Consider the following 23,601-nt stretch of genomic DNA (forward strand, 5'->3'; position numbering starts at 1 on the left):
CGGCACGCGCAGCAGTGGCTACGCCATAATGCGCGGCGATCCTAGAGGAGTGATTCATGACCAGCACTGCAAACAACGCTGAAGGCGAAAAGATTCTCATCGTCGACGATGATCCGGGCTTGAGCAGCCTGCTGGACCGTTTCTTCACCAGCAAAGGCTACCGCGTGCGCACGGTGCCCAACGTCGAGCAGATGGACCGTCTGCTGGCCCGTGAAGTCTTCAACCTGGTGGTGCTCGACCTGATGTTGCCGGGCGAAGACGGCCTGTCTGCGTGCAAGCGCCTGCGCGCCTCGAACAACCAGATCCCGATCATCATGCTCACCGCCAAGGGCGATGAACTCAGCCGTATCAAAGGGCTTGAGCTGGGGGCGGACGACTATCTCGCCAAACCGTTCAACCCCGACGAGTTGGTGGCCCGGGTCAAGGCCGTGCTCCGCCGCCAGGCGCCGAGCGTACCGGGCGCCCCGGGCAGCGAGGAAGAAACCGTCACCTTCGGCGACTACGCGCTGTCGCTGGCCACCCGCGAACTGAAGCGTGGCGACGAAGTGCACATGCTGACCACCGGCGAGTTCGCCGTGCTCAAGGCGCTGGTGATGCACGCCCGCGAGCCGCTGACCCGCGACAAGCTGATGAACCTGGCCCGTGGCCGCGAGTGGGACGCCCTGGAGCGCTCCATCGACGTGCAGATCTCGCGCCTGCGCCGGATGATCGAGCCTGACCCCTCCAAGCCGCGCTACATCCAGACCGTTTGGGGCGTGGGCTATGTCTTCGTGCCGGATGGAAACGCCAGCAAGTAAGCCCGTCGGCTCGCTACGGTGTGGCAGGGCGGCTCCAGTGGGTCGCCCTGTTTGCATGTGTGGCGGTCGGTACATTTCGGTGGGCGACTCCACCTTCGCAGCGCAGTAGTTGGCAACGATGAAAACCCCTCTCTGGTTCCCGCAAAGCTTCTTCGCCCGCACCTTATGGCTGGTGCTCATCGTCGTGTTGTTCTCCAAGGCGCTGACGCTGGTGTACCTGCTGATGAACGAGGACGTGCTGGTCGATCGGCAGTACAGCCACGGCGTCGCGTTGACGCTGCGTGCATACTGGGCGGCGGATGAAAGCAACCGCGACCAGATTGCCGAGGCGGCGGGGCTGATTCGGGTGACCGGCTCGGGAGTGCCCGAAGGTGAACAGCACTGGCCGTACAGCGAGATCTACCAGCGCCAGATGCAGGCCGAGCTTGGCGAAGACACCGAGGTGCGTTTGCGTATTCATGCGCCACCGGCTTTGTGGGTCAACGCCCCAAGCCTGGGGCCGGGTTGGCTGAAAGTGCCGCTGTACCCACATCCGCTGCGTGGGCAGAAAATCTGGAACGTGCTGGGCTGGTTCCTGGCCATTGGCCTGTTGTCCACCGCGTCGGCCTGGATTTTTGTGCGCCAACTCAACCAACCGCTCAAGCGCCTGGTATTTGCCGCCCGCCAACTGGGCCAGGGGCGCAGCGTGCGCCTGCCGATCAGCGACACCCCCAGCGAAATGACAGAGGTGTACCGTGCGTTCAACCAGATGGCCGAGGACGTCGAGCAGGCTGGGCGCGAGCGTGAATTGATGCTGGCGGGAGTGTCCCACGACTTGCGCACACCGTTGACCCGCTTGCGCCTGTCGCTGTCGTTGATGGGCAACGACAGCGACCTCAGCGACGACATGGTGCGCGACATCGAGGACATGGATGCGATCCTTGACCAGTTCCTGGCGTTTATCCGCGATGGACGCGACGAACCGGTGGAAGAGGTCGATCTTAACGAACTGATCCGCGACGTGGTCGCCCCGTATAACCAGCCCGAGGAGCGGGTACGCCTGTGCCTGGAGCCGATTCCGCCCTTCCCGCTGCGCAGGGTGTCGCTCAAGCGTATGCTCGGCAACCTGATTGGCAACGCCCTGCACCATGCCGGTAAGGGGGTTGAGGTGGCGGCCTATGTGTCTGGCGAGCAGGGTGCGCCGTACGTGGTGCTCAGCGTGCTGGACCGTGGCACCGGGATCGATGAGTCGGAGTTGGAGACCATCTTCAACCCGTTCATCCGTGGTGATCGGGCCCGTGGCGGCAAGGGTACCGGGCTGGGGCTGGCAATCGTCAAGCGCATTGCCGCGCAGCATGGCGGCAATGTTGAGTTGCGCAACCGTTCCGGTGGCGGGATCGAGGCGCGAGTGCGCTTGCCGTTGGGGCTGTTGTTACCGCGCGATGCCGTCTAGGGCCGAGCACGCGGGGCGTCGATACGACTTGCCCCGCGAGCGCCGTCAGCCTTTACCCTTGGTACGGGTCTGATTCGGCCCACCGTTCTTTTCCAAGTGTTCGATGATCATGCCGGCAACATCCTTACCGGTGGTCACTTCGATTCCCTCGAGTCCCGGTGACGAGTTCACCTCCATCACCAGCGGCCCGTGGTTGGAGCGCAGGATATCCACGCCGGCAACGCTCAGCCCCATGACCTTGGCGGCGCGGATGGCGGTCATGCGCTCTTCGGGGGTTATCTTGATCAGGCTGGCCACGCCACCGCGGTGCAGGTTGGAGCGAAACTCGCCCGGCTTGGCCTGGCGCTTCATCGAGGCGATGACCTTGTCGCCGACCACGAAGCAGCGAATGTCGGCGCCGCCGGCCTCCTGGATGTATTCCTGCACCATGATGTTCTGCTTCAGGCCCATGAAGGCCTCGATCACCGATTCGGCCGCCTTGGTGGTTTCGCACAGCACCACGCCGATGCCCTGGGTGCCTTCGAGCACCTTGATCACCAGCGGTGCGCCGTTGACCATTTGAATCAGGTCGGGAATGTCGTCCGGCGAGTGTGCGAAGCCTGTGATCGGCAGGCCGATACCGCGCCGTGACAGCAATTGCAGTGAGCGCAGTTTGTCGCGGGAGCGGGCGATGGCCACCGACTCATTGAGTGGATAGACGCCCATCATCTCGAACTGGCGTAGAACTGCACAGCCGTAGAACGTGACCGAAGCACCGATGCGCGGGATGACGGCATCGAAGCCTTCCAGCGGTTTGCCACGGTAGTGGATCTGTGGCTTGTGGCTGGCGATGTTCATGTAGGCCCGGAGCGTATCGATCACCACCATTTCGTGGCCCCGTTGGGTGCCTGCCTCGACCAGGCGGCGGGTGGAATACAGACGCGGATTGCGCGAAAGCACAGCGATCTTCATGCAGCACCTGTGACAGGGGAAAGGGTGGCCGGGAAGGCCGGTTTGTCCTGGACGTACTTCACGCCTGGGTTGACTACCAGTTGACCGTGGACCAAGGCCTTCGATCCAAGCAACAGGCGGTAGCGCATGCTCTTGCGGCAGGCCAGGGTGAATTCCACCTCCCAGACCCGGTTGCCCAGCGCCAGCGGAGTGCGGATCACGTAGCGGGTCTGGGCGTGGCCATTGGAGCTTTTGATGGTTTTCATGGTCACCAGCGGGGCTTCGCAACGGCGATGGCGCAACTGCACCACCGTGCCCAGGTGCGCAGTGAAACGCACCCAGCGCTCGCCATCGCGCATGAACGGTTCGATCTCGGTGGCGTGCAGGCTGGAAGTACTGGCCCCGGTGTCGATCTTGGCGCGCAGGCCGGCGACACCGAGGTCTGGCAAGGCGACCCACTCGCGCAGGCCGATCACAGTCAGGTGGTCAAATGTCTTCACGAAGCGCGCCCTGCGGATGAGGAGTTGAACTGTAATCACGGCCTGGATTTTTTGCATCCGTCAGTGACGGTAGTACAGTTCCGTGACAGACAGCATTCGAGGAAAAACCATGGCACAAAAGTCTGACGACGACGACAAGGTCCGCCTGGACAAATGGCTATGGGCGGCGCGCTTCTACAAGACCCGTGCCTTGGCCAAGGCCGCCATCGAGAGCGGTAAGGTGCACTGGCGTGGTGAACGCTGCAAGCCTGGCAAGGAGCCGCGGGTAGGGGACGAGTACGTGCTGCGCACTGGGTTCGACGAGCGTACCGTGGTGGTCAAGGCGTTGTCGGTAGTGCGTCGCGGTGCGCCCGAGGCGCAGGCGCTGTACGAGGAAACGCCGGAAAGCGTGAAGCGCCGTGAGCAGGCAGCAGAGTTGCGCAAGGCTGGGGCCTTGGGGATGACCACCGATGGGCGGCCGAACAAGAAGCAGCGGCGCCAGATTCACCAACTGCACGGCAGTTTCGAGTGATGCCATGGCGGCATATGGAATACCTCACAACGCTTTGATCGGGCGAGCAGGTGTAGGAGCGGCCTAGTGCCGCGAAGGGGTGCGAAGCAGCCCCAGGATTTCAGCTTCATGCAAACATAGAGGGGGGGGCGCTGCGCGCCCCTTCGCGGCACAAGGCCGCTCCTACAGGGGGCGCGTGATGCTGAAATCTGTGGGCTTACCCCGCGATCAGGGGATCAAGCTGCGCGCATGACGCTCATGCGCCCGATCAACGGCAACTTGCCGAGCAAGCGGAACAACGGCGCGGTCCAGCGTATCAAGGCCCGGCTGGCATTGGCCGCCAGCGGTGTATGGCAGCTCCAGCCCAAGGCCAGGATGGCCATCAGCAGGCCGCCGATGTAGTCGTCCTGGCCCCAGTGGGCGCCGGCCACCAGGCGCGGCATCATGAACACGAACGCCAGTGCCCAGGTAACCAGGTGTTGCACCAGACGGCGACTGAACAGGCTCATGTACAGCGCCCAGATCAGCAGCACCGAAGCGTGGTCACCGGGGAAACTCTGCCCGGAACGGTCCTTGAGTTCCCACTTGGCTTCCAGGTTGGGGTAGTAGTCGCTCAGGTGCACGGCGTCATCGAAATTCATCGATGGGCTCTGGTGTTGCCAGCCCATTGCCCCGACCCACTTGGAAAACAGCGCGCGAATCACCACTAAGAGCAGTAGCGTGACCAGGAAACCGAAAAACGCCTGACGCACCTGCACCGCCTTGAACACCCAGTCGCCGCGAACCAGCAGCGACAGCATCAGCAAACCGACCAGGATGTCGAACGGACGCAGGCTGCCGATCGCCCAGATGCTGCGCCAGACCACGTTGTCGGCCAGCGGCGCATTGAGCGTGCGGAACAGCCATTCGTCGAATGTCAGGCACAGGATCTGGCCAATGGGCCATAACCAGAAACACAGTAACGCGATGGGTAGCAGCGTGCAGGCTGCCAGGGGTCCCCAGGACCACTTCGCTTGGAACAGTGGTCGATTGTCCATAAGATACCTCGATCTCCTAAAGGGTTTGGGCGCCTAAAAAGCGCTCTGCAGGGGGCTTCTTAGCCACCTGTAATTATTTTGTCATTATTTTCAGATAGCCAGACAACCATGAGCGACTTGCCAGATACTGATTTCACCCAACGTTTCATCTTCGACGACCGCGATGTTCGCGGCGAGATGGTCGCGCTGGAAAGCAGCTACGCCGAGGTACTGGCCAAGCACGACTACCCACAGGCCGTGCGCCAGTTGCTCGGCGAGTTGATGGCTGCCGCTGCACTGTTGGTCGGCACCTTGAAGTTCGATGGCCTGCTGATCCTGCAGGCTCAATCCCAGGGGCCGGTGCCGCTGCTGGCGATCGAATGCACCAGTGAGCACGACATTCGCGGCCTGGCGCGTTATGAAGCCGAGCAGATCAAGGCCGATGCAACCCTTGCCGACCTGATGCCAGGTGGGCATTTGGTGCTGACTATCATCCCGGTCAATGGCCAGCGTTATCAGGGCACTGTCGAACTCGACGGCAAGGACCTGTCGGAGTGCTTCACCAATTACTTCGTCATGTCGCAGCAGGTCAACACCTGCATCGCCCTGGCCGCCGATGGCGCACGCGCACGCGGCCTACTGGTGCAGCAACTGCCCGCTGACCGTCAGCGCGACAGTGAGGAGCGCGATGAAAGCTGGGCCCACGTCAAAGCCCTGGCCAACACGGTGAAGACCGAAGAATTGCTCGGCCTGGACAACGAAACGGTGTTGCACCGCCTCTATCACGAAGACGCCGTTCGCCTGTTTGATATTCAGCCGCTGCGCTTCAAGTGCAGTTGCTCGCGCGAACGTTCCGGCAATGCCCTGGTCAGTCTTGGCGAGCCCGACGCCAAGGCGTTGGTCGAGGAGTGCGGCGGCACGGTCGAGATCGACTGCCAGTTCTGCAACGAGCGCTATATGTTCGATGCGAGCGATGTCGCGCAACTGTTTGCCGGTGGTGGCACGGACTCGGCGTCAGAAACTCGTCACTGAAACGTTAAAGCACAGGGGAATCTCCTGTCGAATTGCGCAAAAACGCAGTTCTGACAGGAGGGGCCTACTTTTTTTGGGCGTTTCTGGCATAATCCGGCCACTTTTTTCGCTGTAGTAGTTTTTTCAAAGCTACTACAAAACGTTTGGAGCACTCGGCCTCGGGCCGGATGGGGTATCTCATGACGCAAGCCAACAACACCGTGTACACCGACCTGAGCGTCGATGAGCTGGTAAAAGAAGCGCTGTCCCGCGGTGAAGGCGTGCTGGCCGATACTGGCGCACTGGTAGTCGAAACCGGTCACCGTACGGGCCGTTCACCGGCCGACCGTTTCATCGTCGAAGAACCGTCCACCCAGGACGCCATTGCCTGGGGCCCGATCAACCGCAAGTTCCCGGCTGACAAGTTCGATGCCCTGTGGAACCGCGTCGAGGCGTTCAACAACGCCCAGGATCACTTCGTTTCCTACGTTCACGTAGGGGCTGCCGCCGAGCACTACCTGCCGGTGAAGATGACCACCCAGACTGCCTGGCAGAACCTGTTCGGCCGTTGCCTGTTCATCAACCCGGAGCAAGGCCAGTTCAACCCGGCCGGTCGCGACCAGTGGCAGATCCTCAACGTCGCCAACTTCGTGTGCGAGCCTGAGCGTGACGGCACCAACTCCGATGGCTGCGTCATCATCAACTTCGCTCAGAAGAAGGTGCTGATCGCCGGCATGCGTTATGCCGGTGAAATGAAGAAAGCCATGTTCTCGGTGCAGAACTTCCTGCTGCCGTCCGCCGACGTGCTGCCGATGCACTGCGCTGCCAACATCGGCGAAGAGGGCGATGTGACCCTGTTCTTCGGCCTGTCGGGCACCGGCAAGACCACCCTTTCGGCCGACGAAAGCCGTTACCTGATCGGTGACGACGAGCACGGTTGGGGCGAAGGCGTCGTCTTCAACATGGAAGGTGGCTGCTACGCCAAGTGCATCGACCTGTCCGAGAAGAACGAGCCGGTCATCTGGAAAGCCATCAAGCACGGTGCCGTGCTGGAAAACGTCGTACTCGATGCGGACAAGCACGCCGACTACGCCGATGTCAGCCTGACCCAGAACAGCCGCGCCGCCTACCCACTGGAGCACGTCGCCAAGCGCGCCGAAGCCAACCTGGGTGGCGAGCCGAACGCAGTGATCTTCCTGACCTGCGACCTGACCGGTGTACTGCCTCCGGTGTCGATCCTGAACAACGAGCAGGCGGCTTACCACTTCCTGTCCGGCTACACCGCGCTGGTCGGTTCCACCGAAATGGGTTCGGGCGGCGGCATCAAGTCGACCTTCTCCACCTGCTTCGGCGCACCGTTCTTCCCGCGCCCAGCCGGCGAGTACGCTGAGCTGCTGATCAAGCGTATCAACGCGTTCGGCTCCAAGGTCTACCTGGTCAACACTGGCTGGACCGGCGGTGGCTACGGCGTTGGCAAGCGCTTCAGCATCCCGACCACCCGTGGCGTGATCGCTGCCATCCAGAGCGGTGCGCTGGTCGGTGCCGAGACCGAGCACCTGGACATCATCAACCTGGACGTGCCAAAAGCCGTGCCGGGCGTCGAGACCGAGCTGCTCAACCCACGTAACACCTGGGCGGACAAAGCAGCCTACGACGAGGCCGCCAAAGGCCTGGCCAAGCTGTTCACCGAGAACTTCAAGAAGTTCGACGTCTCCGACGCGATCAAGGCCGCTGGCCCGCAGCTGTAATCGGTCACCGGTTCGGATCGAAAGCCGCCCCTCGGGGCGGCTTTTTGGTTTTTCAGGGGAGTAGGCGTGCTGCGAGCAGTATGGGATGCTGCTCGGACATGCTCAGGACCGATCAGGTAGGCCCCATGACCGAATCCCCGCAACGCTCTGCCTTCTCGCATTTCCACCCGATCCTCACGCGTCCCCAGGGCAACGGCCTCAACGGTCATCTGGCAGGCTCCACGGTGCACGGCTTCTTCGAAACCGCGATCCAGGCATTTCTCGTCGAGCAGGCCGAACTGGACCTGCGTGACGGTGAGCTGGCGGCGTTCGTGGTCAGTTCGACAGCCGACTTCTTTGCGCTACCCGGCTTTCCCGACGTGCTCGAAGTGGGCTTGGGCGTGACCCGCCTGGTGGGCAGTACCGTAGAGTTTCGCCTGGCCCTATACCGTCCTGGAGACGCCGAGGCTTGCGCGGCGGGGACGGTGGTTCAGGTTTTCATCGAGCGCAGCAGTGCAAGGCCGGTGGTGTTGCCTGAAACCTTGCGCCTGATCCTGGCGGGGCTGTCACTCAATCGTTGAGGCAGATGATGCCTTCGCGCACGGCGAACAGCACCAGGCCGGGCACGTCACGGATTTGCAGGCGGTGCATGATCTGCGAACGGTGCGCCTCTACCGTCTTGATGCTCAGGCCAAGGCCTTCGGCGATGGAGCGCGTGGTTTCGCCGCGTGCGATCAAGCGCAGGATCTCCAGCTGGCGGGCGGTCAGCTGCATGGTCTGATTGTTGATCTTGCGGTGGCGGCTCTGTTTGACGGCCTGGCCGATGACCAGCGGCAGCACGGCTGAGCACAGGTACTGCCCGCCGGCTTGCAAGGATTGCAGTGCCAGCTCCAGCTCGAGCACCGTTGCGCTCTTGAGTAGAAAGCCTTGGGCGCCTTGGCGCAGGCATTTCATCACGAAATCCAGTTCCGAGCGCGAGGACAGCATCAGCACCGCGCTTTCTGGCGCGCGCAGGGCGAGTTCATGCAGGGTCTGTTCATTCGCCGAGGCAAGCTCGACATCGAGCAGGATCAACTCCGGCTTGAACTGCTCGGCCAGTGCGACCGTACCCAGGCTGTCACCCGCTTCGCCGACGACGACATATTCTTTTTTTTGTTCGAGCAACGCTCGCAGGCCTGCTCTGAACAGCGGCGAGTCGTCAGCAAGGAGTACACGGCAACGCATAGGCTGTAACCTGTCTTGCAAAATTGTGGAAGCGTAATGACAGCGGGTAGCGCCATACGCTGCGGACATCCACCTGCTGTCCGCGTGCTTACTTGCGAAATCGACGAATGCATGTGGCACGAATCGGTTGCTCGAACCGCACTGCACGATCTCCCTCATCGCGAGTCTTCTGGTTCGGCGAATTGGCTGATCAGCACAGGCAAGCGCTGCAACGGTTCGACCCGCTGCGCAGCCCCCAACCTGATAGCTTCCTTGGGCATGCCGAATACCACGCAGCTTGCCTCGTCCTGCGCCACGGTACTGGCACCTTGTTCGCGCATGGCGAGCAAGCCGCGCGCACCGTCATCCCCCATGCCGGTCATGATGATCCCTAGCGCATGGCTCCCTGCATGACGTGCGACAGAGCGAAACAGAACGTCTACGGATGGCTTGTGGCGGTTGACCGCCGGGCCGTCGAGCACCTCGACCACAAAATGTGCGCCACTGCGCTTGAGCTGCATGTGCAGGCCGCCTGGCGCGAGCAGTGCCAACCCGCTGTGCACGCGGTCCAGATGCCTGGCTTCGCGTACCTCGATCTGGCACAGGCTGTTGAGCCTGCGTGCGAAATCGGCGGTGAATTTTTCCGGCATGTGCTGAACGATCACAATGCCTGGGCAGTTTTCCGGCAAGCGTTTGAGGATGTGCTCCAGCGCCAGGGTACCGCCCGTAGAACAGCCAAGTGTAACGATTCGCTCTGGATTTTTGAGACCGCACGTCGTAGTGAGGGGAGTTTTTTTTTCATCGACTGGCTTGCTCGCAGGCACGCGCGCAGGGGCTTGTCGTGCGGCGTGCTCGACACTGCGCACCAGTTCGTTTTCAAGGTCTTCCAGGCCCTTGCGCAGCCCCAGCTTGGCCTTGGTGAACACGCCGGCGGCACCGGCCTTCAGGGCCTGCTCCAACATTGCCGTGCCGGGCTCGGTGAGGCTTGAGCAAATCAGCGTCGGGGTCGCGCGTTCTGCCATGACTTGACGCAGGAAGGTCAGCCCGTCCATGCGCGGCATTTCCAAGTCGAGGATCAGAACGTCGGGCCATTCCTTGCGCATTTTCTCGATGGCGTACAACGGGTCGGCGGCCATGCCAATGACGCGAAGGTGCGCATGCTTTTCCAGCAACTGGGTCAGCACCTGGCGGACCAGTGCCGAGTCGTCGACGATGAATACGCGGATCGGTTCTTTGTTGTGGTTGTTCATACCCGCTCGAACACCGACGGTTGTGCCAGGCGCAGCGGCAGGTCGAAGCCGTGGATGCTTTCGGCGTGCCCGATGAACAACAGGCCGCCGACGCGCAGCTGGCCAACCATGCGCCGCACGATGTCCTGTTTTTGCGCAGGCTCGAAGTAGATCAGCAAGTTGCGCAGGAAGATCACGTCGAAGGTACCCAAGTCATCGGGCAACGGCCGGATCACGTTGACTTCGCGAAAGTGCACGCGCGAGCGCAGATTGGCCTGGATGCGCATGCGCCCCTGCATCTCGCCCACACCGCATTGACAGTGCCGACGTAGCCAGCCCGGTGGGAAATAGCGGCTCTGGTCCATGCTGTAGATCGCGCGCTCGGCCTGGGCGAGCATGCTCTGGCTCAGGTCGCTGGCCACGATCGACCAATCGACGCGGGCATGCTCGGCGGCGACCATGGCCAGGCTATAGGGTTCTTCGCCTGACGAGCAGGCGGCGCTCCACAAGCGCTGCGGGGTGCGCTGGCGCTCCAGCCACTGGCCGAGGAATTCGAAGTGCGGGTGCTCGCGGAAAAAGTACGTTTCGTTGGTGGTCAACAGGTCCACCACCAAGCGCCGTTCGCGCTGATGCGCGGGGTCGGCGATCAACGCCAGGTACTGGTCGTAGTGGGCGAACTGGAAGTGCCGTAGCCGACGCATGAGGCGCCCAGCCACCAGGGTGCGCTTGTTGTCCGCCAGGTGAATGCCCGACGCGTCGTGCATCAGGCGTTGCAATTGTTGGAACTGGGCCTCGCCCAGCTTGGGGAGCTGCAGCATGAGCTTCAGTCGCCCCCCCTGGCTTGGGCGAGGTTGAGCAGGTCCTGTGTGGACAACACTTGCAGCAGGTTCAGGATGATCAGGAAGCGCTGGTCCTGCTGTGCCATGCCGGCGATGAAGTCGGCACGGATCTGTGCCCCGAACGGCGGTGGCGGCAGGACCTCGCGTGGGTCGATGTCGTGCACGGCGTCCACGGCATCGACCACCAGCCCCAGCCGCTGGCTGGCTTCCTCCAGGTGCAGTTCGGTGATCACGATGCAGGTCCGGTTGCCCGGCTCGGTGCGCGTCAGGCCAAAACGTGCCGCCAGGTCGAGGACCGGCACGACATTGCCACGCAGGTTGATCACACCATGTATGTAGTCGGGCATCATCGGTACCCGAGTGACTTCGGCGTACTCGATGATTTCGCGCACCAGGTCGATCGGCAGGGCATAGCCTGCCTGGCGCACGCGAAAACTCAGGTGCTGGATGCTTTGCGCTTCGGGCAGGCTGGCGAGAGGAGCTGACATAGCGGTCATGGCGGCGCCTCGGTCAGCTGAAGTTGACGAACTGGCTGTCGTCGAGGCTGACCTTGCGCACCGCCGGCAGGTGCTCGCTCGGTGAGCTGTCGAGCGGCCGTTGGAGGCGCACCGAACCATCCTGTTCGAAGCGGAAGAACGCGATCAGCTCCTGCAACTGCCCGGCTTGGGCATTCATCTCTTCAGCCGTGGCGGCCAGCTCTTCGGAAGCCGATGCGTTCTGCTGGGTGATCTGGTTCATCTGGCCCATGGCAATGTTGATCTGGCCGGCGGCGCTGCTCTGCTCCTGCGAGGCAGCGGTGATTTCCTGGACCAGGTCAGAAGTACGCTGGATGTTGGGCACGATTTCGCCCAGCAGGACGCCGGCCTTCTCGGCCAGTTGCACGCTGCTTGAGGCCACCTGGCCAATCTCCTGCGCGGCGACCTGGCTGCGCTCGGCGAGCTTGCGCACTTCCGCAGCGACCACCGCGAAGCCTTTGCCATGCTCGCCTGCACGTGCCGCTTCGATGGCGGCATTGAGGGCCAGCAGGTTGGTCTGGTAGGCGATGTCGTCGATGATGCCGATCTTGTCTGCGATCTGCTTCATCGCCAGCACCGTGTCGCCGACCGCGTTGCCGCCTTGGCCGGCGTCGCTGGACGCCTTGCCGGCGATGCTGTCGGTCAGCTTGGCGCTTTCGGTGTTCTGGGCAATGGACGCGGACATCTGCTCGATCGAGGCGCTGGTCTGCTCGACGCTGGCGGCCTGCTCCACGGCGGCCTGGCTGAGCGACTGGGAGGTCGAGCTGACTTCGGCAGAGGCCGACGACAATGCGTCTGCAGCGCTGCGCACGTCACCGAGGATGCTGCGCAGGCGCACGGTCATGTTCTGCATCGCGCCCAGCAGTTGCCCGGTTTCGTCGCGGCGGTTGACCACCAGGTCCTGGCTCAGGTCGCCACCGGCCATGCGGTTGGCGGCCTCTACCGCGCCGCTGAGCGGGCGGGTGATGCTGCGTGTGACGAGGATGCCGATCAGCAAGCCTGTCAGCGTGGAGACTAGCACCAGCACGATCATCTGCGTCTTCGAGCGGTCGGCGATGGCCGTGATTTCGTCGTTGGCCTGACTCGAGCGCGCTTGCTTGTTCTGGCTGGCGGTGCCCATCAGCTTGTCCAGCTCGTTGGCCCCAGCAATGATGCGTGGCAGCAGCTCAAGTGCCGAGGTCGGGGTTTGCAACTGGTCCGATTGCTGGTGGGTGGCCAGCACCAGGTTGGCGGTATTGGCGTAATCCTGCAGGCGCGCGGCGATGTGCTCGATATCGGCTTTGCCTTGTCCCGTGATGTGATAACCCTTGGCTTGTTCGAGCAAGTCGCGAGTCTTTTCCAGGGCGTTGCGTGCATCGGCGGCGGCCAGGTCACGCCCCTCGCGGGTGACCGCCAGCAAGCTCTGACGCACCGCACGTCCAGCGGTGACCAGCTGGATATTGGCGTTTTGCAGAGCGCTCAGGCCTTGGATGTCGACGTCGTACATGCGGTCCGAGAGCTGGTCGACCTGATCGAGGTTGCGGATGCCGATGACACCGATCACGGCTGTCAGCGCCACGACCACGATGAAGCCCAAGGTCAGGCGGGCTCCGATCTTCATGTTGCTGATCAACTGCATAGCTTGTCTCCGGAAAGGGAAGGTATTGTCGCTGAGGGCCGATGCTTGGGTTCGCTACGTTGTTGCAGGTCGCGGAACAGGCTGGCGATATCCAGAATCAGGGCGACCTGCCCTGAGCCGAGAATGGTCGAGCCACTGATGCCGTTGAGATGGCGGAACAATTGCCCCAGCGGCTTGATCACGGTTTGCAGCTCGCCGAACAAGTGGTCGACGATCAGCCCGACCTGCTGTCGGCCTTGGCTGACCACCACGATGTTGCGGCGACTGAGCGCAGGTGGGCCCAGCGCGAAATGGGTGGCCAGGTCGATACACGGCAGCGGCTTGCCGCGCAGGTTCAGAGGGCCGCTGCTATCAGCCGGCGCCTCCATGCATTCAGTGATCATGTCCAGCGGGATGACGAAACGCTCGGCCCCGGCACCGACGAGGAAGCCGTCGATGATCGCCAAGGTCAGCGGCAGGCGTATGCGGAACAGGCAGCCCTGGCCTGCCTGCGACTCGATTTCGATGGTCCCGCGTAGCTCGTCGATGGCGCTGCGCACCACGTCCATGCCGACCCCGCGCCCCGACAGGTTGGAAACCTGCTCGGCGGTGGAAAAGCCCGGCTCGAAGATGAGCATGTGGATATCGCTGTCGGACAGGTTGCTGTCGGCATCGAGCATGCCACGGGCAATGGCTTTGTCGCGGATCCGCGCGGTGTCCAGCCCGCGCCCGTCATCCTGGATTTCCAGTACGATCATCCCGGAATCGTGACCGGCGGTCAGGCTCAGGGTGCCTTGCGCGGGCTTGCCAGCGGCCAGGCGCTGATCGGCCGCTTCGATCCCGTGGTCGATGGCATTGCGTACCAGGTGGATCAGCGGGTCGGCAATGCGGTCGATCAGGGTCTTGTCCAGCTCGGTGTCGCCGCCGCGCAAATGCAGCTGGATCTGCTTGTTGAGTGTCAGGCTGACGTCGCGCACGACGCGGTGGAAGCGGTTGAAGGTTTCGCCGATCTCGACCATGCGCAGCTTCAGGGCGCGTTCACGGATCTGCTCGACGTGCTGGTGCACCGCCTGTACCCGCTCGATGCAGTCGCTGTCGCCGCTGCGCATGGCCTGCATGTGCGCACCGGCGGTGCTGATGACCAACTCGCCGACCAGGTTGATCAGCTCGTCGAGCTTGTGCGCGGCGACCTTGACCAGGGTCGTGCCGCCTTGCACGGCGCGCGGTTCGTCCGCCTTGGCGGTGGGCGCTAACGTTTGCGCTGTCGGGCGAGGTATGGCCGGTGACGTGTCCGAGGACGGCGTGCAGCTGAGTTCCAGGCTGTAGAACCCGTCAGCGAGGCTGAAGACATCCTCTAACGTTTCGCGGCTGGCCGGGCTGCTCAAGGTGATCTCGAAGCCCAGGTAGCAGTGCTCGGGGTCCATCTCTTGCAGCGTCGGCAACGCGTGGGTCAGGGTCTGCAAGGCCTGCACCTCGCCCAACCGCGTCAGGTAGCGAATGAAGGCACAGGGGTCGAAGCCGTTGCGCAGCAGGTCGCCATCCAGGCGCAGCGACAGCTGCCAGGTACTGCACGTGCTGCTTGAGGTTGCCGGGCTTTCGCCAGCGGCTTGCAACGCGTTCAGCAGTTCTGCCTGGCGAGGGTTATGCGCGGCCAGGGTGGCTGATTGCAGGTCGATGCTGCGCAACATGACGTTCAGTTCGTCCATGCACTGCAGCATCAGTGAGGTCAGCTGGTCATCCAGGCTACGCTGGCCATCGCGGACCTGCATCAGCAGGTTCTCCAGATGGTGGGCCAGCGCTACTAGGGGTTCGAGCGAGAAGATCCCCGCCGAGCCCTTCAGGGTGTGGACCGCGCGAAACAGCGCGTTGATCGCTTCGCTGTCAGCGGGGCTGCGTTCGAGCACCAGCAAGCAGTCCTCGGCCTCCTTGAGCAGGTCGTCGGCCTCGTCTAGAAAGCCCTGGAGCAACTGCTGCCACTGTTCGGCATCGAGCATGGGGTCATCCTGCGCAGGCGGAGCGTTGAGAGGGGATCAGCAGCTCGTGGGGCCGCAGCAACTCCAGCAGCGCGCCGACCTCGGGTGTCAGCGCAACGACCGGCAGTGGCTGGGATTCGCCGCCCAGGCTTTTGGCCAGCGCCAACAGCAGTTGCAGGCCAGCGCTGTCGACCTCGCCCAAGGCACTCAGGTCGAGGCTCCACGGCCCTTGTTGTTCGGCCAGCAGCGCCAGCAGGGCCGCGTGGGTGTCGCGCGCCTCGAAGATGGTCAGGTCGCCCTCCAGGCACAGCCGCGCTGGCGCATCGGTGTCGGCGGGGTGCAGCGTGAGGTGGGCCATCAGCCGACCAGCTTTTCTACGGCAGCCAACAACTGCTGGGGTTGGAAGGGCTTGACCATCCAGGCCTTGGCACCGGCTGCCTGGCCTTGTGCCTTCTTGCTCTGCTCGCTTTCGGTGGTGAGCATCATGATCGGCGTGAAGCGGTATTCGTTGCGCGCCTTGAGCGCCTTGACCAAGCCGATACCGTCGAGGTTGGGCATGTTCACGTCGCTGATGATCAGGTTGACCTTCTGGCCGGTGAGCTTGGCCAGTGCGTCCTGGCCGTCGCAGGCCTCGATGACCGTGTGGCCTGCCGCTGCGAGGCTGATGCGCACCAATTGGCGCATGGAAGCTGAGTCGTCGACGATCAGAATGGTCTTGGCCATGGTGCAGAGTCCTGGGGTAAGTTAGAAAAAGGTGAGTTCGGCGGCTTGTACCTGGCCGTTCTGGCCATTGCGTTCTTCGGCAGTGGTAAAGCGCTCGCGTTGACGGCGCAGCCAGGCCTGAATGTCGTCGAGTTGGCGCGGGTCTTGATCGATGGCGTGGAGCAGTTCGTGCAGATCGATGCGCACGTGGTCGAGCATCTGGTCGACGCGGTCCTGGAATTGCAGGTTGACCATGATCGCCTGAATGTCCTGTTGGGTCGTGCGGGCGTCCTGCTGTAGGGCGCGGGAGGTGTGATCCAAGGCCGAGAGGTTGCCGCCAAGCCCGTCGATCACACCGTCTAGCAGCGCTTGAAGGCGCGTCAGGTCGGCCTGATCCTGTTGGTTGAGGGTTTGCGCCGACTCGATACTGGCCTGGATGGCGTGGTTGATTTCGCCGACTTTCAGGTCCATCGATTGCCCAGTCGTTGCCGACAGTTGCGAGAGCTTGCGCACCTCGTCGGCCACCACTGAGAAGCCACGGCCGTTCTCGCCGGCACGGGCGGCTTCGATGGCGGCGTTGAGGGCGAGCAGGTTGGTTTGGCTGGCAATTTCCTGCACATGCCGGGCCATGGCTTGCAGTTGACCGGTGTAGCTGCCCAGGTGGCTGATGCTCTCGAGCACCGCGTTCTGGCGTTGGCCGCGTTGGCTGAAGGCGTCGGTGACCTGGTGCAATTGTTCGGTGCTTTGGCGTAGACCTTCGCCGACGCCATCCTGAGCGACCACCCGTTCGGCAGCTTCCAACGAAGCGCCGACGCGTTGGTGGATGGCTGCGAAACGCTCCAGCAGCCCGCCGATGTTGCTGGCGACCAAGGCTCGGCTCTGCTCGAGGCCGTCGAGCCAGGCGGGGGCAGCCTCGGGCAACAGGCGCGAAAGCGCTTGATCTGGCTGCTCCGGGGCCGCGTCTTGAGGCGCGGCAAGGGGCACGCTGGGCTGGCGGCGTGGGCGCAGTGTCAGGGTCGCGAGCAAGATGCCGACGGTCGCAATCAGGCCCAACTCGGTAAGGCCTGTCAGCAGTGCGGTCGCGCAGACTGCTGTGCCAATCCATATGACGAGATACATCCCCATTGCCCTGCGCGCCTTTTTCAGGTTACGAGCGCAGATGGTACGGCCTGAGTTTTGACGTCAAAATCGGGACGGCCCCTAATCCGACTTGCCGGTCACGTGAGGGGGGCGCGCCGAGCCGACGAAGATTGTTGATTGAGCGGTCAGGCTTGAGCGCGCGGGACGCCATTGGCCGTGGAGTGTGGCGAATGTCGCCTGGGCCGGGAAAGGCTGAGGAGGGTGCTTAGGGGTTAGGAGTATGGATTAAGGTAACGGTGTAGTGGCTATTTGCCTTGCAGGGTCTACGCCCGCCTGCGCTAAGTGCCGCAGGCGGGCGGGACTATCAGTCGCGCCAGTGACGCTTGTGCTTGCGATGGCCGTAGTGATGGCCACGGTCATAGTGACGGCGATCATCGTAGCCGCGACGGTAGCGGCGATCATCGTGGCGCTCATCTTCGTCGGCTTTGTTGCCCATGTAGTTACCCAATGCGCCGCCAGCGCCACCGCCAGCTGCTGCACCGATGTAGCTACCGGTGGTGCCGCCCACCGAGCGGCCGACCACGTTGCCGCCCGCCGCGCCCAAGGCGCCACCCAAGGCGGCCTCGCCACGCTGGCGCTTGTCGGCGCCCAAGGCACCGCCTGCCGCGCCACCCAGGCCGGCACCGATGGCACCGCCGGTGCTGCCACCGATCGAGTTACCCACTACCGAACCGAGTACCCCACCCAGTGCGCCGCCAATGCCGGCCTCGGTGGTGCCGCCTGCCATGGCAACGCCGCTGAGCAAGCTGAAAGACAACAACAGAATCGAGGAGTACTTCTTCATCGAGAGAGCCTCATGGGGATGACGAAGCGGAATTTGAGGCCGCCCGAGGCGCCTGGCAATGGAAATCCGACGAGTAGCACGAGTTGTACACAATTCTCTAAGTTATTGAATTATGTATGAAACTTTCGCGATTTTCGGCTGTCTGAGGTATTTATGACAAAGCCCTGAACCATTGCGGAACAGGGCTTTTTTTTGCGCAAGGCTCAGGCCTGCTGCGTCGTAACGGCAGATCAGATGATCCGGCCGTCGTCCTGCGCTCGTTCGAGCTTGATGGCGATGAACTTCGAGGTCGGCGTGTGGCTGCCATCGCCGACGCTTTCCAGCGGCACCAGCGGGTTGACCTCGGGGTAGTAGGCCGCTGCCTGGCCGGCCGGAATATCAAATGCCAGCAACGTGAAACCGTATACCCGACGCACGTGCTCATCGCCCCACAGCGAGACGATATCGACCTTCTGCCCCGGCTGGAAGCCCAGGCGGATGATGTCGGCTTCGTTGGCGAACAACACGTTGCGTTGCCCGCGTACGCCCCGGTAGCGGTCGTCCATGCCATAGATGGTGGTGTTGTACTGATCGTGCGAGCGCATCGACTGCATGATCAGGTCCGGCAGCTGGCCGCTGGCGCGTACGCGCGCGTCGAGCAGGCTGTCCGGCAGCAGGTTGGCCTTGAAATTGGCGCGGCCAGTGGTGGTCTTCCATTGGCGGCTGCCGGCGCTGTTACCCAGGTAGAAACCACCCGGCAGGTTCAGGCGCTGATTGAAATCGGCGAAACCTGGGATGGTGTCGGCGATCAGGTCGCGGATGCGGTCGTAGTCGGCCACCAGCCAGTGCCAGTCCACCGGGCGCTTGCCCAGAGTGGCAGCGGCGATCCCAGCCACCACGGCAGGCTCGGAGCGCATCTGGCGCGACAGTGGCTTGAGTTGCCCGTTGGAGGCGTGGACCATGCTGAACGAGTCTTCCACGGTCACGGCCTGCGGGCCGTCGTCCTGCAGGTCGATATCGGTACGCCCCAGGCACGGCAGGATCAGCGCTTGCTTGCCGTGGATCAGGTGGCTGCGGTTGAGCTTGGTGCTGATGTGTACGGTCAGCGCGCAGTTGCGCAGTGCCTGGGCGGTGCGTTCGGTGTCGGGGGTGGCTTGGGCGAAGTTACCGCCCAGCCCGATGAACACCTTGGCCCTGCCTTCGAGCATGGCGTGGATCGCCTCGACCGTGTTGTGGCCGTTGTGGCGCGGCACCTGGAAGCCAAAGCGTTTCTCGATGGCGTCGAGCAGCAGCGCCGGTGGGCGTTCGTTGATGCCCATGGTGCGGTCGCCCTGCACGTTGCTGTGGCCGCGCACAGGGCAAAGGCCTGCGCCAGGCACGCCAATGTTGCCGCGCAACATTTGCAGGTTGACGATTTCCTGAATGGTGGGGACCGAGTGGCGGTGCTGGGTGATACCCATGGCCCAGCACATGATGACGCGCTTGCCTTTGCAGTACATGCGCGCCGCCAGCTCGATGTCGGCCAGGGGCAGGCCCGATTGCGCCTGGATCTGTTCCCACGGAGTCGCATCGACCACCGCCAGGTACTCGTTCACCCCATGGCCGTGCTCGGCGATGAACACGTGGTCGAAAATCGCGGGCTCGCCCTTGGCCTGGGCGTCACGCTCCCAGCGCAGCAGGAACTTGGCCATGCCACGCAGCAGCGCCATGTCGCCGCCCAGCGCCGGGCGCAGGAACGCGGTATTGGTCGGCCGGTCGGTGTTGGTAAGCATCTCCAGCGGGTTCTGCGGATGCTGGAAACGCTCCAAGCCGCGTTCCTTGAGCGGGTTGACGCACACCACCTGGGCACCGCGTTTCACCGCATCGCGCAGTGGGTCGAGCATGCGCGGGTGGTTGGTGCCAGGGTTCTGGCCCCACACGAAGATCGTGTCGGCATGCTCGAAGTCATCATAGGTGACCGTGCCCTTGCCTACGCCGATGCTCTGGCCCAAGGCCACACCGCTGGCCTCGTGGCACATGTTCGAGCAATCGGGGAAGTTGTTGGTGCCATAGGCGCGCACGAACAATTGGTAGAGATAGGCGGCCTCGTTGCTGGCCCGGCCAGAGGTGTAGAACTCGGCCTGGTCTGGGCTCGACAGGTCGTTCAGGTGCCGGGCGATCAGGGCGAAGGCGGCGTCCCAGTCGATGGGCTGGTAGCGGTCTGTGGTGGGGTCGTAGACCATCGGCTCGGTCAGGCGGCCCTGGTATTCGAGCCAGTAGTCGCTCTGTTCGCGCAGTGCGCTGACGCTGTAGCGAGCGAAGAACGCCGCGTCCACCCGACGCTTGGTGGCTTCCCAGTTGACCGCCTTGGCACCGTTCTCGCAGAACTTGACCATGCCGCTTTCGGGCGAGTCGCCCCAGGCGCAGCCGGGGCAGTCGAAGCCACCGTTCTGGTTGGTTTTGAGCAGGGCGCGGATGTTCTTCAGCGCGTTATCGCTGCCGACCCAGGCCTTGGCCACGCTGCGCAGCGCGCCCCAGCCACCGGCAGGGCCAGCGTAGGGCTTGTAGCGAGGTGGGGAGGCGGGGGCATTGTCTGGAAGTTTTGCGTAGGAGGTCACGGGGGTCTTTACTCCGCTGCGGGGCTGAAGACCCGCGGTGCACTGTGTTTGGGCAGATGGATGAGGTTGAGGTTGTGTTTGCGTGCCCATTGCAAGGCAAGCCCGGTGGGCGCCGAGAGGCTGACCAGGGTCTGGATGCCGGCGCGCAGCACTTTCTGGATCAGTTCCAGGCTGCAACGGCTGGTGACGATCGCCAGGCCGCCTGTGGTGTCGATGCGTTGGCGCAGCAGGGCACCGATCAGCTTGTCAAGGGCGTTGTGCCGGCCAATGTCTTCGCGACCCAGCTGTAACTGTCCGTCGCGGTCCATGAACAGCGCCGCATGCACGGCGCCGCAATGCTGGCCGAGCGGCTGGAAGGCATCGATGCGCTGGCGCAAGTCGTCGAGCCAGTGCGCCGGTGGCAAGGGCCCGCCGGGTAACGCGGCAAGCGCCGGCAGGGCTTGCTCGATGGCTTGGACCCCACACAGGCCGCAGCCGCTGGTGCCAGCCAACTGGCGGCGCTGGTCCTTGAGGTTCCAGAACGCACGGCTGGAGATCTCGAGGTCGGCGTACAGCGCAGCACCGCTGCCGGACAGTTTTACGTCATAGATTTCGTCGGTGCCGCTGACGATGCCGCTGCCGACACTAAAGCCCACCGCGAAGTCTTCGAGATCGGTGGGGCTGACCAGCATCACCGCCTGGTTCAGGCCGTTGTAGACGATGGCCAGGGCCACTTCTTCGGCCAGGGGCGTGCTGTCACCCGCCGCGTCGCTGAGTTGGGCGTAGGCGTAGGTATTGCTGGCAGCGGGCAGGGCGCTTGGCGAGGCTGTCGCGCCAGCCTGTGGCTTGCTGTTCATCGGGGCGCATACCGGCGGCTTTTCAACCTCCCAAGCCTAGGCGGGCAGGCCGATGGCGTCTAATCGCTAGCATCTATGCCGTGATAGACCGCGTCGATGGGTCGCAGTGCGGCGGGCCGAACGCAGCTGGCCTAGACGTTCGCCCCCCTCGAATTCCGTCTGCGGCGCTACAGGCCTGCCAGCAGCGCGCGGTAATCGTCCACCGCTGCGAACTCCTGGGTGTCGCGCAGTGCCCCTCGGCTATCGGGTTGTTTCACCGCCAGCAGATGCGCGACCCCGTAGCGCCGTGCGCTGCGCAGGATCGCCAAGGTGTCGTCGATGAACAGGCTGCGTGCCGGGTCGAAGCCTATGTCCGCTTGCAGGGCGTCCCAGAACGCTGGGCTTTCTTTCGGATAGCCGTAGTCGTGCGAGCTGATCAGCCGCTCGAAATATGGCGCTAATTCCACCCGCTCCAGCTTCAGCGAGAGCGAATCACGGTGTGCGTTGGTAATCATCACCACCCGCTTGCCGGCCTGGGCGATGGCGGCCAGGAAGGTGTCGGCGTCGGGGCGCAGGGCGATCAGGTCGGCGATCTCTTGCTTGAGTTCGCGGATCGGCAAGCGCAGCTCACGGCTCCAGAAATCCAGGCAGTACCAGTTGAGGGTGCCAGCATGCTGCTCGAACAGCGGTTGCAGCTCGAGTTCGGCCATGGCCCGGCTGACGCCGTGCAGCTCGGCGTAGCGCTGGGGCAGGTGTTCCAGCCAGAAGCGGTTGTCGTAGTGCAGGTCGAGCAGGGTGCCGTCCATGTCCAGCAGGACGGTGTCGATGGCAGACCAGGGAAGAACGGGCATGGGAAACTCTCGATCAGTCGGCAAGCCACGGTATAGTAACCCGTTCACGCCAAGGAGCTGTCCCATGCGCCAGAAACCCACCGTCCTCAGTCGAGAGATCGTCGCCAGCAGTCGCCTGTTCCGGGTCGAGGCCGTGCAGTTGCGCTTTGCCAATGGCAACGAGCGCACCTACGAGCGCTTGGTCGGTAGTGGCACCGGTTATGGCGCGGTGATGGTGGTGGCGATGCTCGATGCCGAGCATGCGGTGCTGGTCGAGGAGTATTGCGGGGGTACAGACGCCTATGAACTGTCGCTGCCCAAGGGCTTGATCGAGCCGGGCGAGGACGTATTGGCCGCTGCCGATCGCGAACTCAAGGAAGAGGCCGGTTTCGGTGCGCGTCAGCTGGAGCACCTGACCGAGCTGTCGCTGTCGCCTGGTTACATGAGCCAGAAGATCCAGGTGGTGTTGGCCACCGACTTGTACGAAGCGCGCCTGGAGGGTGACGAGCCTGAGCCGATGCGCGTCGACAAGGTCAACCTGCGCGAGCTGTCTGCCCTGGCCATGCACCCGCAGTTCAGCGAAGGCCGGGCATTGGCGGCGTTGTACCTGGCCCGCGACTTACTGATCCTGCGTGGGGTGTTGAGCGTATGAATGATCTGCAACTGATGCACGAAGTGGTGAAGCTTGCCCAATCGGCGGGCGATGCGATCCTGCCGTTCTGGCGCGCCGACGTGGCGGTGACCAACAAGGCCGACGAGTCGCCGGTGACCGCCGCCGATCTGGCTGCCCACCGCGTTATCGCCGACGGGTTGCAGGCCATGGCGCCGCAGATTCCAGTGCTGTCGGAGGAGGATTGCGATATCCCGCTCAGCGTGCGCGAGGGTTGGCAACGCTGGTGGTTGGTCGACCCACTGGACGGCACCAAGGAGTTCATCGCGGGGAGCGAGGAGTTCACCGTGAATATCGCGCTGGTCGAGCGCGGCGAGGTGGTGTTTGGTGTGGTGGCGATGCCCACCAACGGGCGCTGCTACTTCGGCGGCCGTACGCTTGGGGCCTGGCGTGCCGAGCGCGATGCGGGTGTGCAGCCGATCCAGGTGCGTAATGTGCCCCCCAGCGGTGAGCGCTTCACCGTGGTTGCCAGCCGTCGCCATTCCAGCCCACAGCAAGAAGCCTTGCTGGAGGGGTTGAGTGGTGCAGTGGGCGAACTGGAACTGGCCAATATCGGCAGTTCGCTGAAGTTCTGCTGGTTGGCTGAAGGGGCCGCCGATTGCTATCCGCGCTTGGCGCCGACGTCGCAGTGGGACACCGCGGCGGCACAAGGGGTGCTGGAAGGGGCCGGCGGCGAAGTGATCGGCCTGGATGGCCAGGCGTTTCGTTATCCACCGCGCGAATCGTTGCTCAATCCGTTCTTCCTGGCGCTGCCCGCAGCGGCGGCTTGGCGGCAGGCATTGGTGGCGCTCAGCGTGCGGATGTGCGACAGGGCGTGATGCCTGT

24 protein-coding genes are annotated in these 23,601 nt (G+C 63.4%); 8 read left to right on the forward strand and 16 right to left on the reverse strand.

Annotated features, from left to right (window positions below; genetic code table 11):
* Positions 1–56 precede the first annotated feature (56 nt).
* Positions 57–797: a two-component system response regulator OmpR gene (ompR, locus tag ACNFIC_RS09720; RefSeq protein WP_138220529.1), complete on the forward strand. Its 741-nt coding sequence runs from the start codon at positions 57–59 to the stop codon at positions 795–797.
* Between the two features lie 118 nt (positions 798–915).
* Complete coding sequence (locus tag ACNFIC_RS09725; protein ID WP_138220528.1) at positions 916–2,229, forward strand: ATP-binding protein; 1,314 nt, start codon at positions 916–918, stop codon at positions 2,227–2,229.
* Between the two features lie 45 nt (positions 2,230–2,274).
* Here ACNFIC_RS09725 and rimK read toward each other — a convergent pair whose 3' ends face one another.
* Together rimK and ACNFIC_RS09735 are read right to left on the reverse strand one after the other, a co-directional pair.
* On the reverse strand, positions 2,275–3,180 hold the full coding sequence (rimK, locus tag ACNFIC_RS09730) for a 30S ribosomal protein S6--L-glutamate ligase (RefSeq protein WP_138220527.1): 906 nt from the start codon (positions 3,178–3,180) through the stop codon (positions 2,275–2,277).
* Positions 3,177–3,659, reverse strand: coding sequence for an ATP-dependent zinc protease (locus ACNFIC_RS09735; RefSeq protein ID WP_138220526.1), 483 nt, complete (start codon positions 3,657–3,659; stop codon positions 3,177–3,179). Before ACNFIC_RS09735 ends, rimK begins: the two co-directional genes overlap by 4 nt.
* Before the next feature lie 109 nt (positions 3,660–3,768).
* Between ACNFIC_RS09735 and ACNFIC_RS09740 the strand changes: the two genes are divergently transcribed.
* Positions 3,769–4,170 (forward strand): RNA-binding S4 domain-containing protein, encoded by a 402-nt coding sequence (locus ACNFIC_RS09740; RefSeq protein ID WP_138220525.1) that lies wholly within the window; start codon positions 3,769–3,771, stop codon positions 4,168–4,170.
* 215 nt (positions 4,171–4,385) lie between these two features.
* Here ACNFIC_RS09740 and ACNFIC_RS09745 read toward each other — a convergent pair whose 3' ends face one another.
* Complete coding sequence (locus tag ACNFIC_RS09745; protein ID WP_138220524.1) at positions 4,386–5,186, reverse strand: phosphatase PAP2 family protein; 801 nt, start codon at positions 5,184–5,186, stop codon at positions 4,386–4,388.
* 108 nt (positions 5,187–5,294) lie between these two features.
* On the opposite strand from ACNFIC_RS09745, the gene hslO reads away from it, so the two are divergent.
* The 3 genes from hslO to ACNFIC_RS09760 all read left to right on the forward strand — a co-directional run bounded on the left by hslO (position 5,295) and on the right by ACNFIC_RS09760 (position 8,484).
* Positions 5,295–6,197, forward strand: coding sequence for an Hsp33 family molecular chaperone HslO (hslO, locus tag ACNFIC_RS09750; protein ID WP_138220523.1), 903 nt, complete (start codon positions 5,295–5,297; stop codon positions 6,195–6,197).
* Positions 6,198–6,376: 179 nt separating this feature from the next.
* Positions 6,377–7,924: a phosphoenolpyruvate carboxykinase gene (locus ACNFIC_RS09755; protein ID WP_138220522.1), complete on the forward strand. Its 1,548-nt coding sequence runs from the start codon at positions 6,377–6,379 to the stop codon at positions 7,922–7,924.
* 125 nt (positions 7,925–8,049) lie between these two features.
* Positions 8,050–8,484 (forward strand): acyl-CoA thioesterase, encoded by a 435-nt coding sequence (locus tag ACNFIC_RS09760; RefSeq protein WP_416780901.1) that lies wholly within the window; start codon positions 8,050–8,052, stop codon positions 8,482–8,484.
* Here the strand turns inward: ACNFIC_RS09760 and ACNFIC_RS09765 are convergent.
* The 13 genes from ACNFIC_RS09765 to yrfG all read right to left on the reverse strand — a co-directional run bounded on the left by ACNFIC_RS09765 (position 8,474) and on the right by yrfG (position 22,127).
* On the reverse strand, positions 8,474–9,127 hold the full coding sequence (locus tag ACNFIC_RS09765; RefSeq protein WP_138220520.1) for a response regulator: 654 nt from the start codon (positions 9,125–9,127) through the stop codon (positions 8,474–8,476). The two genes, ACNFIC_RS09760 and ACNFIC_RS09765, sit on opposite strands and share 11 nt — an antisense overlap.
* Positions 9,128–9,282: 155 nt before the next feature.
* A complete protein-coding gene (locus tag ACNFIC_RS09770; protein WP_138220519.1) occupies positions 9,283–10,356 on the reverse strand; it encodes a protein-glutamate methylesterase/protein-glutamine glutaminase in 1,074 nt (357 codons plus the stop codon).
* Positions 10,353–11,153, reverse strand: a complete 801-nt coding sequence (locus ACNFIC_RS09775) for a CheR family methyltransferase (RefSeq protein ID WP_416780902.1) — start codon at positions 11,151–11,153, stop codon at positions 10,353–10,355. The genes ACNFIC_RS09770 and ACNFIC_RS09775 overlap by 4 nt, the downstream gene beginning before the upstream one ends.
* Before the next feature lie 5 nt (positions 11,154–11,158).
* Positions 11,159–11,671, reverse strand: a complete 513-nt coding sequence (locus tag ACNFIC_RS09780; protein ID WP_138220517.1) for a chemotaxis protein CheW — start codon at positions 11,669–11,671, stop codon at positions 11,159–11,161.
* A 13-nt stretch (positions 11,672–11,684) separates the two neighbouring features.
* Positions 11,685–13,307: a methyl-accepting chemotaxis protein gene (locus ACNFIC_RS09785; protein WP_138220516.1), complete on the reverse strand. Its 1,623-nt coding sequence runs from the start codon at positions 13,305–13,307 to the stop codon at positions 11,685–11,687.
* A complete protein-coding gene (locus ACNFIC_RS09790) occupies positions 13,298–15,280 on the reverse strand; it encodes a chemotaxis protein CheA (RefSeq protein ID WP_138220515.1) in 1,983 nt (660 codons plus the stop codon). The genes ACNFIC_RS09785 and ACNFIC_RS09790 overlap by 10 nt, the downstream gene beginning before the upstream one ends.
* 4 nt (positions 15,281–15,284) lie before the next feature.
* Positions 15,285–15,617: an STAS domain-containing protein gene (locus tag ACNFIC_RS09795; protein WP_138220514.1), complete on the reverse strand. Its 333-nt coding sequence runs from the start codon at positions 15,615–15,617 to the stop codon at positions 15,285–15,287.
* Entirely contained in the window at positions 15,617–15,982 is a 366-nt protein-coding gene (locus ACNFIC_RS09800; protein WP_138220513.1) for a response regulator, read from the reverse strand. Before ACNFIC_RS09800 ends, ACNFIC_RS09795 begins: the two co-directional genes overlap by 1 nt.
* Before the next feature lie 21 nt (positions 15,983–16,003).
* Positions 16,004–17,086 carry a methyl-accepting chemotaxis protein gene (locus tag ACNFIC_RS09805; RefSeq protein WP_416780903.1) on the reverse strand — a complete coding sequence of 361 codons (1,083 nt, stop codon included), beginning with the start codon at positions 17,084–17,086 and terminating at the stop codon, positions 16,004–16,006.
* Positions 17,087–17,405: 319 nt separating this feature from the next.
* Positions 17,406–17,885, reverse strand: a complete 480-nt coding sequence (locus ACNFIC_RS09810; RefSeq protein WP_138220511.1) for a glycine zipper domain-containing protein — start codon at positions 17,883–17,885, stop codon at positions 17,406–17,408.
* A gap of 230 nt (positions 17,886–18,115) precedes the next feature.
* Positions 18,116–20,461, reverse strand: a complete 2,346-nt coding sequence (locus ACNFIC_RS09815; protein WP_138220510.1) for an FdhF/YdeP family oxidoreductase — start codon at positions 20,459–20,461, stop codon at positions 18,116–18,118.
* Between the two features lie 8 nt (positions 20,462–20,469).
* The gene (gene fdhD, locus ACNFIC_RS09820; protein WP_138220509.1) at positions 20,470–21,297 is read right to left on the reverse strand and encodes a formate dehydrogenase accessory sulfurtransferase FdhD; all 828 of its coding nucleotides are present in this window, start codon (positions 21,295–21,297) and stop codon (positions 20,470–20,472) included.
* A gap of 167 nt (positions 21,298–21,464) precedes the next feature.
* Positions 21,465–22,127, reverse strand: a complete 663-nt coding sequence (yrfG, locus tag ACNFIC_RS09825; RefSeq protein WP_138220508.1) for a GMP/IMP nucleotidase — start codon at positions 22,125–22,127, stop codon at positions 21,465–21,467.
* Positions 22,128–22,191: 64 nt separating this feature from the next.
* On the opposite strand from yrfG, the gene nudE reads away from it, so the two are divergent.
* Both nudE and cysQ read left to right on the forward strand, forming a co-directional pair.
* Positions 22,192–22,758 carry an ADP compounds hydrolase NudE gene (gene nudE, locus ACNFIC_RS09830; protein WP_138220507.1) on the forward strand — a complete coding sequence of 189 codons (567 nt, stop codon included), beginning with the start codon at positions 22,192–22,194 and terminating at the stop codon, positions 22,756–22,758.
* Positions 22,755–23,594, forward strand: a complete 840-nt coding sequence (gene cysQ / locus ACNFIC_RS09835) for a 3'(2'),5'-bisphosphate nucleotidase CysQ (RefSeq protein ID WP_416780904.1) — start codon at positions 22,755–22,757, stop codon at positions 23,592–23,594. Before nudE ends, cysQ begins: the two co-directional genes overlap by 4 nt.
* Positions 23,595–23,601 lie beyond the last annotated feature (7 nt).

The sequence above is a fragment of the Pseudomonas sp. NY15463 genome (genome assembly GCF_048068415.1).
In the GTDB taxonomy this organism is placed as follows: domain Bacteria; phylum Pseudomonadota; class Gammaproteobacteria; order Pseudomonadales; family Pseudomonadaceae; genus Aquipseudomonas; species Aquipseudomonas mosselii_C.

Bases quoted from the DNA above. Each gene is read 5' to 3' on its own strand.
- ACNFIC_RS09745 (WP_138220524.1), bottom strand. From the start codon at position 5,186: ATGGACAATCGACCACTGTTCCAAGCGAAGTGGTCCTGGGGACCCCTG.
- ACNFIC_RS09810 (WP_138220511.1), bottom strand. From the start codon at position 17,885: ATGAAGAAGTACTCCTCGATTCTGTTGTTGTCTTTCAGCTTGCTCAGC.
- ACNFIC_RS09770 (WP_138220519.1), bottom strand. From the start codon at position 10,356: ATGAACAACCACAACAAAGAACCGATCCGCGTATTCATCGTCGACGAC.
- ACNFIC_RS09775 (WP_416780902.1), bottom strand. From the start codon at position 11,153: ATGCTGCAGCTCCCCAAGCTGGGCGAGGCCCAGTTCCAACAATTGCAA.
- nudE (WP_138220507.1), top strand. From the start codon at position 22,192: ATGCGCCAGAAACCCACCGTCCTCAGTCGAGAGATCGTCGCCAGCAGT.
- yrfG (WP_138220508.1), bottom strand. From the start codon at position 22,127: ATGCCCGTTCTTCCCTGGTCTGCCATCGACACCGTCCTGCTGGACATG.
- ompR (WP_138220529.1), top strand. From the start codon at position 57: ATGACCAGCACTGCAAACAACGCTGAAGGCGAAAAGATTCTCATCGTC.
- cysQ (WP_416780904.1), top strand. From the start codon at position 22,755: ATGAATGATCTGCAACTGATGCACGAAGTGGTGAAGCTTGCCCAATCG.
- ACNFIC_RS09785 (WP_138220516.1), bottom strand. From the start codon at position 13,307: ATGCAGTTGATCAGCAACATGAAGATCGGAGCCCGCCTGACCTTGGGC.
- ACNFIC_RS09740 (WP_138220525.1), top strand. From the start codon at position 3,769: ATGGCACAAAAGTCTGACGACGACGACAAGGTCCGCCTGGACAAATGG.
- ACNFIC_RS09760 (WP_416780901.1), top strand. From the start codon at position 8,050: ATGACCGAATCCCCGCAACGCTCTGCCTTCTCGCATTTCCACCCGATC.
- rimK (WP_138220527.1), bottom strand. From the start codon at position 3,180: ATGAAGATCGCTGTGCTTTCGCGCAATCCGCGTCTGTATTCCACCCGC.
- ACNFIC_RS09800 (WP_138220513.1), bottom strand. From the start codon at position 15,982: ATGGCCAAGACCATTCTGATCGTCGACGACTCAGCTTCCATGCGCCAA.
- ACNFIC_RS09805 (WP_416780903.1), bottom strand. From the start codon at position 17,086: ATGGGGATGTATCTCGTCATATGGATTGGCACAGCAGTCTGCGCGACC.
- ACNFIC_RS09765 (WP_138220520.1), bottom strand. From the start codon at position 9,127: ATGCGTTGCCGTGTACTCCTTGCTGACGACTCGCCGCTGTTCAGAGCA.
- ACNFIC_RS09780 (WP_138220517.1), bottom strand. From the start codon at position 11,671: ATGACCGCTATGTCAGCTCCTCTCGCCAGCCTGCCCGAAGCGCAAAGC.
- hslO (WP_138220523.1), top strand. From the start codon at position 5,295: ATGAGCGACTTGCCAGATACTGATTTCACCCAACGTTTCATCTTCGAC.
- ACNFIC_RS09755 (WP_138220522.1), top strand. From the start codon at position 6,377: ATGACGCAAGCCAACAACACCGTGTACACCGACCTGAGCGTCGATGAG.
- ACNFIC_RS09795 (WP_138220514.1), bottom strand. From the start codon at position 15,617: ATGGCCCACCTCACGCTGCACCCCGCCGACACCGATGCGCCAGCGCGG.
- ACNFIC_RS09790 (WP_138220515.1), bottom strand. From the start codon at position 15,280: ATGCTCGATGCCGAACAGTGGCAGCAGTTGCTCCAGGGCTTTCTAGAC.
- fdhD (WP_138220509.1), bottom strand. From the start codon at position 21,297: ATGAACAGCAAGCCACAGGCTGGCGCGACAGCCTCGCCAAGCGCCCTG.
- ACNFIC_RS09725 (WP_138220528.1), top strand. From the start codon at position 916: ATGAAAACCCCTCTCTGGTTCCCGCAAAGCTTCTTCGCCCGCACCTTA.